We start from the raw sequence: 6,952 nt of genomic DNA on the forward strand, positions 1-6,952 counted from the left end.
CCCTCGGGTTCCGGCCCGTCGAACCCGTCAAAGGTGATTCTCCGTACGTGCATCGCGTCAGCCTCCGTTTCCCGTGAAACTATCCGCGATACGGGAAAAGAGAGGAGGGATGCGGATTCTGCAATCACGGATCTTGAAGCCTTTCGCGACGGCAACCATCTGTAATCCGAGGCCCGAGACAGCCGCGTGCCGCCCAGGCGGGCGCGACATTTTCCCAGCGGGCGCTTATGGAAGGAGAGACACCATGAACTTGGAGAAGTTCACGGAGCGGTCGCGTGGTTTCATTCAGGCCGCACAGACCATCGCTATGCGGGACAACCACCAGCGACTGGTCCCGGAACATCTGCTGAAGGCCCTGATGGATGACGAGCAGGGGCTCGCGTCCAATCTCATCACCCGTGCGGGCGGTCAGCCGCCGCGCGTGGTCGAGGTGCTCGAGCAGAAGCTGAGCAAGATCCCCCGGGTGAGCGGCGACGCAGGCCAGGTCTATCTGGACCCGGCAACGGCGCGCGTGCTCGACGAGGCCGAGAAGATCGCGAAGAAGGCGGGCGACAGCTTCGTACCCGTCGAGCGCATCCTCACCGCCCTCGCCATCGAGAAATCCGGTGCCAAGGAGGCGCTCGAGGCCGGCAATCTGACGCCGCAGCGCCTGAACGAGGCGATCAACGACCTGCGCAAGGGCCGCACCGCGGACAGCGCATCGGCGGAAGAGGGTTATGACGCCCTCAAGAAATACGCCCGCGACCTGACCGAGGCCGCCGAGCAGGGCCGGATCGACCCGATCATCGGCCGGGACGAGGAAATCCGTCGCTCTATGCAGGTGCTGAGCCGCCGCACCAAGAACAACCCGGTGCTGATCGGGGAACCCGGCGTCGGTAAAACGGCGATTGCCGAGGGCCTCGCGCTGCGCATCATCGACGGCGACGTGCCGGAGAGCCTGCGCAACAAGCGGCTGATGGCGCTCGACATGGGCGCGCTGATCGCCGGTGCGAAATATCGTGGCGAATTCGAGGAGCGGCTGAAGTCTATCCTCAAGGAGATCGAGTCAGCTGCGGGCGAGATCATCCTGTTCATCGACGAGATGCACACGCTGGTCGGCGCGGGCAAGACGGACGGCGCCATGGACGCGTCGAACCTGCTGAAACCCGCGCTCGCACGGGGGGAGCTGCACTGCGTCGGCGCCACGACGCTCGACGAGTACCGCAAGCACGTCGAGAAGGACCCGGCGCTGGCTCGGCGCTTCCAGCCGGTGATGGTGCAGGAGCCGACGGTCGAGGACACCATCTCGATCCTGCGCGGCATCAAGGAGAAATACGAGCTGCACCACGGCGTGCGGATCTCGGACTCTGCGCTTGTCGCCGCCGCCACGCTGAGCCACCGCTACATCACCGACCGTTTCCTGCCGGACAAGGCCATCGACCTGATGGACGAGGCGGCATCGCGGCTGCGGATGGAAGTGGACAGCAAGCCCGAAGAGCTCGACCAGCTCGACCGCAACATCCTGCAGATGCAGATCGAGGTCGAGGCGCTGAAGCTCGAGGACGACGCGGCGTCGAAGGACCGGCTCGAGAAGCTCGAAAAGGAACTGGCCGATCTCGAGGAGAAATCCGCCGAGATGACCGCCCAGTGGCAGGCCGAGCGCGACAAGCTGGCCTCGGCCCGGGATCTGAAGGAGCAGCTGGACCGGCTGCGCGCCGAGCTCGAGATCGCCAAGCGCGAGGGCAACTTCGCCAAGGCCGGTGAGCTGCAATACGGCAAGATCCCCGAGATCGAGAAGAAGCTGGCCGAGGCCGAGGCGGCCGAGGGTGACGTCATGGTCGAAGAGGCCGTGCGTCCCGAGCAGATCGCCGAGGTGGTCGAACGCTGGACCGGCATCCCGACCAGCAAGATGCTGGAAGGCGAGCGCGAGAAGCTCCTGCGCATGGAGGACGGGCTGCACAAGCGGGTCGTCGGCCAGAACCAGGCGGTCAAGGCGGTCGCCAATGCGGTGCGGCGGGCCCGTGCGGGTCTCAACGACGAGAACCGTCCGCTGGGGTCGTTCCTGTTCCTCGGACCGACCGGCGTCGGCAAGACCGAGCTGACCAAGGCCGTGGCCGAGTTCCTGTTCGACGACGACAGCGCGATGGTGCGCATCGACATGTCGGAGTTCATGGAGAAACACTCGGTGGCCCGTCTCATCGGTGCGCCTCCGGGCTACGTGGGCTACGACGAGGGCGGTGTGCTCACCGAAGCGGTGCGGCGTCGGCCTTACCAGGTCGTGCTGTTCGACGAGGTCGAGAAGGCGCACCCGGACGTGTTCAACGTGCTCCTGCAGGTGCTCGATGACGGGGTGCTGACCGACGGCCAGGGCCGCACGGTGGACTTCAAGCAGACGCTGATCGTGCTGACGTCCAACCTTGGCTCGCAGGCGCTGTCGCAGCTTCCCGAGGGGGCCGACAGCAGTCAGGCGCGGCGCGACGTGATGGACGCGGTGCGGGCGCACTTCCGCCCCGAGTTCCTCAACCGGCTCGACGAGACGATCATCTTCGACCGGCTCAAGCGCGGCGACATGGACGGCATCGTCGAAATCCAGCTCGCCCGCCTGCTCAAGCGGCTGGCGAACCGCAAGGTCACGCTGGAGCTCGACGAGGGCGCCAAGAAGTGGCTGGCGGAAGACGGCTACGACCCGGTCTTCGGGGCGCGTCCGCTCAAGCGGGTGATCCAGCGCGCGCTGCAGGATCCGCTGGCCGAGATGATCCTCGCCGGCGACATCAGGGACGGCGACACGGTGCCGGTCACCGCAGGCTCGGAAGGCCTGCTGATCGGCGAGCGGATCGGCGCCTCGAGCCGGCCGCGGCCGGACGATGCGGTCGTCCACTGATGCCTGACACGGGCTCCCGCCAGCGGGGGCCCGACAGGATGCCCTCGCAAGGACGTCTCACAAGACCGACAGGCCCGCCTCACCGGCGGGCCTTTTCATGTGCGCGGCGCCCCGGCGAAAGGACCCCGGCGAGGGCCGCGCTCAGTCCAGCCCGATTGCGTCGCGCACGATGCCGTCGAGCAGCGACTGGATGGTCTGCATCTCGCCCTCTGGGAAGGGCCGGAAGCCGATCGTGGTCACGTCGGGCGTGTCGTGCCGCACGATGACGAAGACGTTGTATGGGCAGAACATCACGTTCATCGGATCCGCCTCCATCACCTCGCGCGACAGCTGTGCCGAGCAGAAGCTGTAGACATCCGCATGATCGAACAGCACCACGTCCGAGCCGACGTCCTGCCGGGTGCGCTCGAGCATCTCCCCGGTGTGGCTGATGTGGTCGACGACCAGCCCGGCCCCGAGGATCGCGTTTTCGAGCCCGAAGATCACGTCATCGAAGCTCTGGTCCGTGTCATAGGTCACTGCCTCCTCCGCAGCGACAGGTGACGCGGCCAAGACCAGCGCCGAAATCAGTTTTTTCATCTCTCTCCTCCCCAATGGTTGCCGTTCCCGGCAACGATTGTCACGATACCGAAGTACTAAGATTCCGCCAGCCATGCAAATCAATGAATATGTGAGGGAAAGTCATGGGCGCCGCAATGTATGCTTTGCAGGTCCTCGCGTTGCTCTTTGTCGCGGTGATCGGCGCGGCCGTGATGCTGACGGCGGCGCTTTATGTCGTCGATTCGACGCAGGCCGGCGATGCCATCCGGCGCAACTACCCGGTGATCGGGCGCTTCCGCGGGCTCTTCACCAAGCTGGGCGAGTTCTTCCGGCAGTACTTCTTCGCCATGGACCGCGAGGAGATGCCGTTCAACCGGGCGCAGCGTGAGTGGGTCTACCATGCCACCAAGGGCAAGGATAACACCGTGGCCTTCGGCTCGACCCGCAACCTCAATATCCCCGGCACGCCGATCTTCGTGAACGCGGTGTTCCCGCCGCTCGACGACCAGTTCGCCACGACCGAGCCCATGGTGATCGGCCCGCACGCGCGGGTGCCCTACGTGGCCAGGTCGATCTTCAACATCTCGGGCATGAGCTACGGTGCGATCTCGCGTCCCGCGGTCGAGGCGCTGAGCCGCGGCGCCGCCAAGGCCGGGATCTGGCTCAACACCGGCGAGGGCGGGCTCTCGCCCTATCACAAGGTGGCCGACTGCGATCTCGTGTTCCAGATCGGCACCGCCAAGTTCGGCCTGCGAGACGAGACCGGCGGGCTCTCGGACGAGAAGCTCCGGAAGGTCGGCACCGATCCGCAGGTGAAGATGTTCGAGCTCAAGCTCGCGCAGGGCGCCAAGCCCGGCAAGGGCGGCATCCTGCCCGGCGAGAAGGTCAACGAGGAGGTCGCGGCGATCCGGGGCCTAAAGGTCGGGCAGGCCGGCATCTCGCCCAACCGCCACCGCGAGATCGACGATTTCGGCGACCTGCTCGACATGATCGGCCACATCCGCGAGGTCTCGGGCAAGCCTGTGGGCTTCAAGACGGTGATCGGCTCGTCCGACGAGTGGGAGAACCTGTTCAAGCTGATCATCGAGCGCGGCCCCGAAAGCGCGCCCGACTTCATCACCATCGACGGCGGCGAGGGCGGCACCGGCGCGGCCCCCATGCCGCTCATCGACCTTGTCGGCATGCCGATCCGCGAGGCGCTGCCCCGGATCGTCGACCTGCGCGACCGCTACGGGCTCAAGGACCGCATCCGCATCATCGCCAGCGGCAAGCTGGTGAACCCGGCCGACGTGGCCTGGGCGATCTGCCTCGGCGCCGACTTCGTCACCTCGGCGCGCGGTTTCATGTTCTCGCTCGGCTGCATCCAGGCGCTCAAGTGCAACCGCAACACCTGTCCCACGGGCATCACCACCCATGACCCGCGCCTGCAGAAGGGGCTGGTGGTCGAGGACAAGTACGTGAAGGTCGCCAACTACGCCAAGAGCATCATCAAGGAGGTCGAGACCATCGCACACTCTGTCGGCGTCTCCGAGCCCCGGCAGATGCGCCGCCGCCATGTGCGCATCGTGCAGGCGGACGGCAGTTCGATCCCGTTCAACAAGATCCGGCCAAGTTACAACCCCGACACCGCAAAGTGAGTCTTTGTTTGTTTGAGCACGCCGGAGCGTCGGCTACCTTCTGCTGCGGGGGACGCAACAGGAGGACGCCATGGCCCTGCGCTGGAAAGGCACACTGAAAGACCGCGACGCGACCGATGAGGCGCTCTGGCTGAACCGCCGCGCGCTGCTGGGCGGGGCCGCGGGGCTCGGGCTCGTGGGCATCGCCGGAGGCGCCCGCGCCGCCGAGGGGGATCTCGAACCCAACAGCTGGGAAGAAATCACCAGCTACAACAACTACTATGAGTTCGGCACCGGCAAGGACGATCCTGCCCGCTATGCCGAACGGCTCACCATCGCGCCCTGGACCGTGCGCATCGGCGGTCTTGTCGACCGCCCCGGGGATTACGCCTTCGAGGATATCCTGTCGAAGATGACGCTCGAGGAACGGCTCTACCGCTTCCGCTGTGTCGAGGCCTGGTCGATGGTCGTGCCCTGGACCGGGTTCGAGCTTGCCGACCTGCTGGAGCTCGCCGGAGTGCAGTCCTCGGCCAAGTATGTCGGTTTCGAGACCGTTCTGAACCGCGACGAGATGCCGGGCACCGCCTACCGCGTGCTCGACTGGCCCTACGTCGAAGGGCTGCGGCTCGATGAGGCGATGCACCCGCTCACGATCATGGCCACGGGCATCTACGGCAAGGACATCCCCAAGCAGAACGGCGCGCCGCTGCGGCTGGTGGTGCCGTGGAAATACGGGTTCAAGTCGATCAAGTCGGTGGTGCGCATCACCCTGACCGACAGCGAGCCGCCGACCTCTTGGAACAAGGCCAACGCCCGCGAGTACGGCTTCTATTCCAACGTGAACCCCGAGGTCAGCCATCCGCGCTGGAGCCAGGCCACAGAGCGGCGCATCGGCGGAGGGCTCTTCGCCGCGCGGCAGGACACGCTGCCGTTCAACGGCTATGGCGACGAGGTGGCCGGGCTCTATGCCGGCATGGACCTGTCGACGTATTTCTGATGATCGCCGACCGGATCAACGCCGCCACCCGGCGCGTCCCCAGCTGGACCCTATATATACTGTCACCGCTGCCGGCGCTCTGGTGGCTCTGGCAAGGGCTGACCGGGGGCCTGGGCGTCGAGCCGATCAAGGCGCTTGAGCATGCCCTGGGTGAATTCGCCCTGCAGCTTTTGGTCGTGGGGCTTTGCCTCACGCCGCTGCGGCGCTTCGCCGGGGTGAATCTGCTGCGCTTCCGTCGTGCCGTGGGGCTGATCGCGTTCTTCTACGTATTGCTGCACCTGCTGGTGTGGCTGGTGCTCGACGTGCAGATCCCTGCGCAGATCTGGGCCGACATCGTGAAGCGCCCGTATATCACCGTGGGGATGGCGGGTTTCGCGCTGCTGATCCCGCTGGCACTGACGTCCAACAATCTCTCGGTGCGCCGGCTTGGAGGTTTCCGCTGGCGCCAGTTGCACCGGCTCACCTATGCGGCGGTCCTTTTGGGGGCGCTGCACTTCGTGATGCTGGCAAAGGGCTTCCAGATCGAGCCGCTGGCCTACCTGATCGCGGTGCTCGGGCTGCTGGCCCTGAGGCTTCCCGCGCTCGAGACGATGTCCCGCCGCCGTCTGCGCGGCTGACGCGGGGCGGGGGGCTGCCTTGGCGGGCGGGAAAAACGAGTCACTTCGCGAGTCGCGACGCCTGACGCGCCGGGATTCTCAGGCCGCCTGTGGGCGCTCTTGGGTATAAGGCTTTGGGTAACGCAAGATGTGGTGGAAGCCGGGGTCGGTCCGGGGATTGCCGGGCCTTGCAGCGGGGCGGCGCCAGGGGGGTGCACAGTTTTCCTTCTGTATTAACCCTATGAAATCCTTTAGCTATTCCGTCTGATGAAAAAAAGATGACGAATAATGGGAAAGGGGGCTTGCGGGTGTCGGGTGTAATCCGTAGATAGCCCCTCACCGG

Annotated in this window: 5 protein-coding genes; 4 read left to right on the forward strand and 1 reads right to left on the reverse strand. The window is 65.7% G+C overall.

Annotated features, from left to right (window positions below; all coding sequences use genetic code 11):
* Nucleotides 1–244 precede the first annotated feature (244 nt).
* Nucleotides 245–2,860 carry an ATP-dependent chaperone ClpB gene (clpB, locus tag HC022_RS15855; protein ID WP_167453088.1) on the forward strand — a complete coding sequence of 872 codons (2,616 nt, stop codon included), beginning with the start codon at nt 245–247 and terminating at the stop codon, nt 2,858–2,860.
* 141 nt (nt 2,861–3,001) lie between these two features.
* On the opposite strand, the gene HC022_RS15860 is transcribed toward clpB, so the two are convergent.
* Nucleotides 3,002–3,439 (reverse strand): DUF302 domain-containing protein, encoded by a 438-nt coding sequence (locus HC022_RS15860; RefSeq protein WP_167453089.1) that lies wholly within the window; start codon nt 3,437–3,439, stop codon nt 3,002–3,004.
* A gap of 104 nt (nt 3,440–3,543) precedes the next feature.
* Here HC022_RS15860 and HC022_RS15865 point away from each other — a divergent pair, with 104 nt between their 5' ends.
* The 3 genes from HC022_RS15865 to msrQ all read left to right on the forward strand — a co-directional run bounded on the left by HC022_RS15865 (nt 3,544) and on the right by msrQ (nt 6,630).
* On the forward strand, nt 3,544–5,037 hold the full coding sequence (locus HC022_RS15865) for an FMN-binding glutamate synthase family protein (protein ID WP_008886678.1): 1,494 nt from the start codon (nt 3,544–3,546) through the stop codon (nt 5,035–5,037).
* A gap of 70 nt (nt 5,038–5,107) precedes the next feature.
* A complete protein-coding gene (msrP, locus tag HC022_RS15870; protein WP_167453090.1) occupies nt 5,108–6,013 on the forward strand; it encodes a protein-methionine-sulfoxide reductase catalytic subunit MsrP in 906 nt (301 codons plus the stop codon).
* Nucleotides 6,013–6,630, forward strand: a complete 618-nt coding sequence (msrQ, locus tag HC022_RS15875) for a protein-methionine-sulfoxide reductase heme-binding subunit MsrQ (RefSeq protein WP_167453091.1) — start codon at nt 6,013–6,015, stop codon at nt 6,628–6,630. Before msrP ends, msrQ begins: the two co-directional genes overlap by 1 nt.
* Nucleotides 6,631–6,952 lie beyond the last annotated feature (322 nt).

It is taken from the genome of Salipiger sp. HF18 (assembly GCF_011806505.1).
GTDB lineage: Bacteria > Pseudomonadota > Alphaproteobacteria > Rhodobacterales > Rhodobacteraceae > Salipiger > Salipiger thiooxidans.

Bases quoted from the DNA above. Each gene is read 5' to 3' on its own strand.
- clpB (WP_167453088.1), top strand. From the start codon at position 245: ATGAACTTGGAGAAGTTCACGGAGCGGTCGCGTGGTTTCATTCAGGCC.
- msrP (WP_167453090.1), top strand. From the start codon at position 5,108: ATGGCCCTGCGCTGGAAAGGCACACTGAAAGACCGCGACGCGACCGAT.
- msrQ (WP_167453091.1), top strand. From the start codon at position 6,013: ATGATCGCCGACCGGATCAACGCCGCCACCCGGCGCGTCCCCAGCTGG.
- HC022_RS15860 (WP_167453089.1), bottom strand. From the start codon at position 3,439: ATGAAAAAACTGATTTCGGCGCTGGTCTTGGCCGCGTCACCTGTCGCT.
- HC022_RS15865 (WP_008886678.1), top strand. From the start codon at position 3,544: ATGGGCGCCGCAATGTATGCTTTGCAGGTCCTCGCGTTGCTCTTTGTC.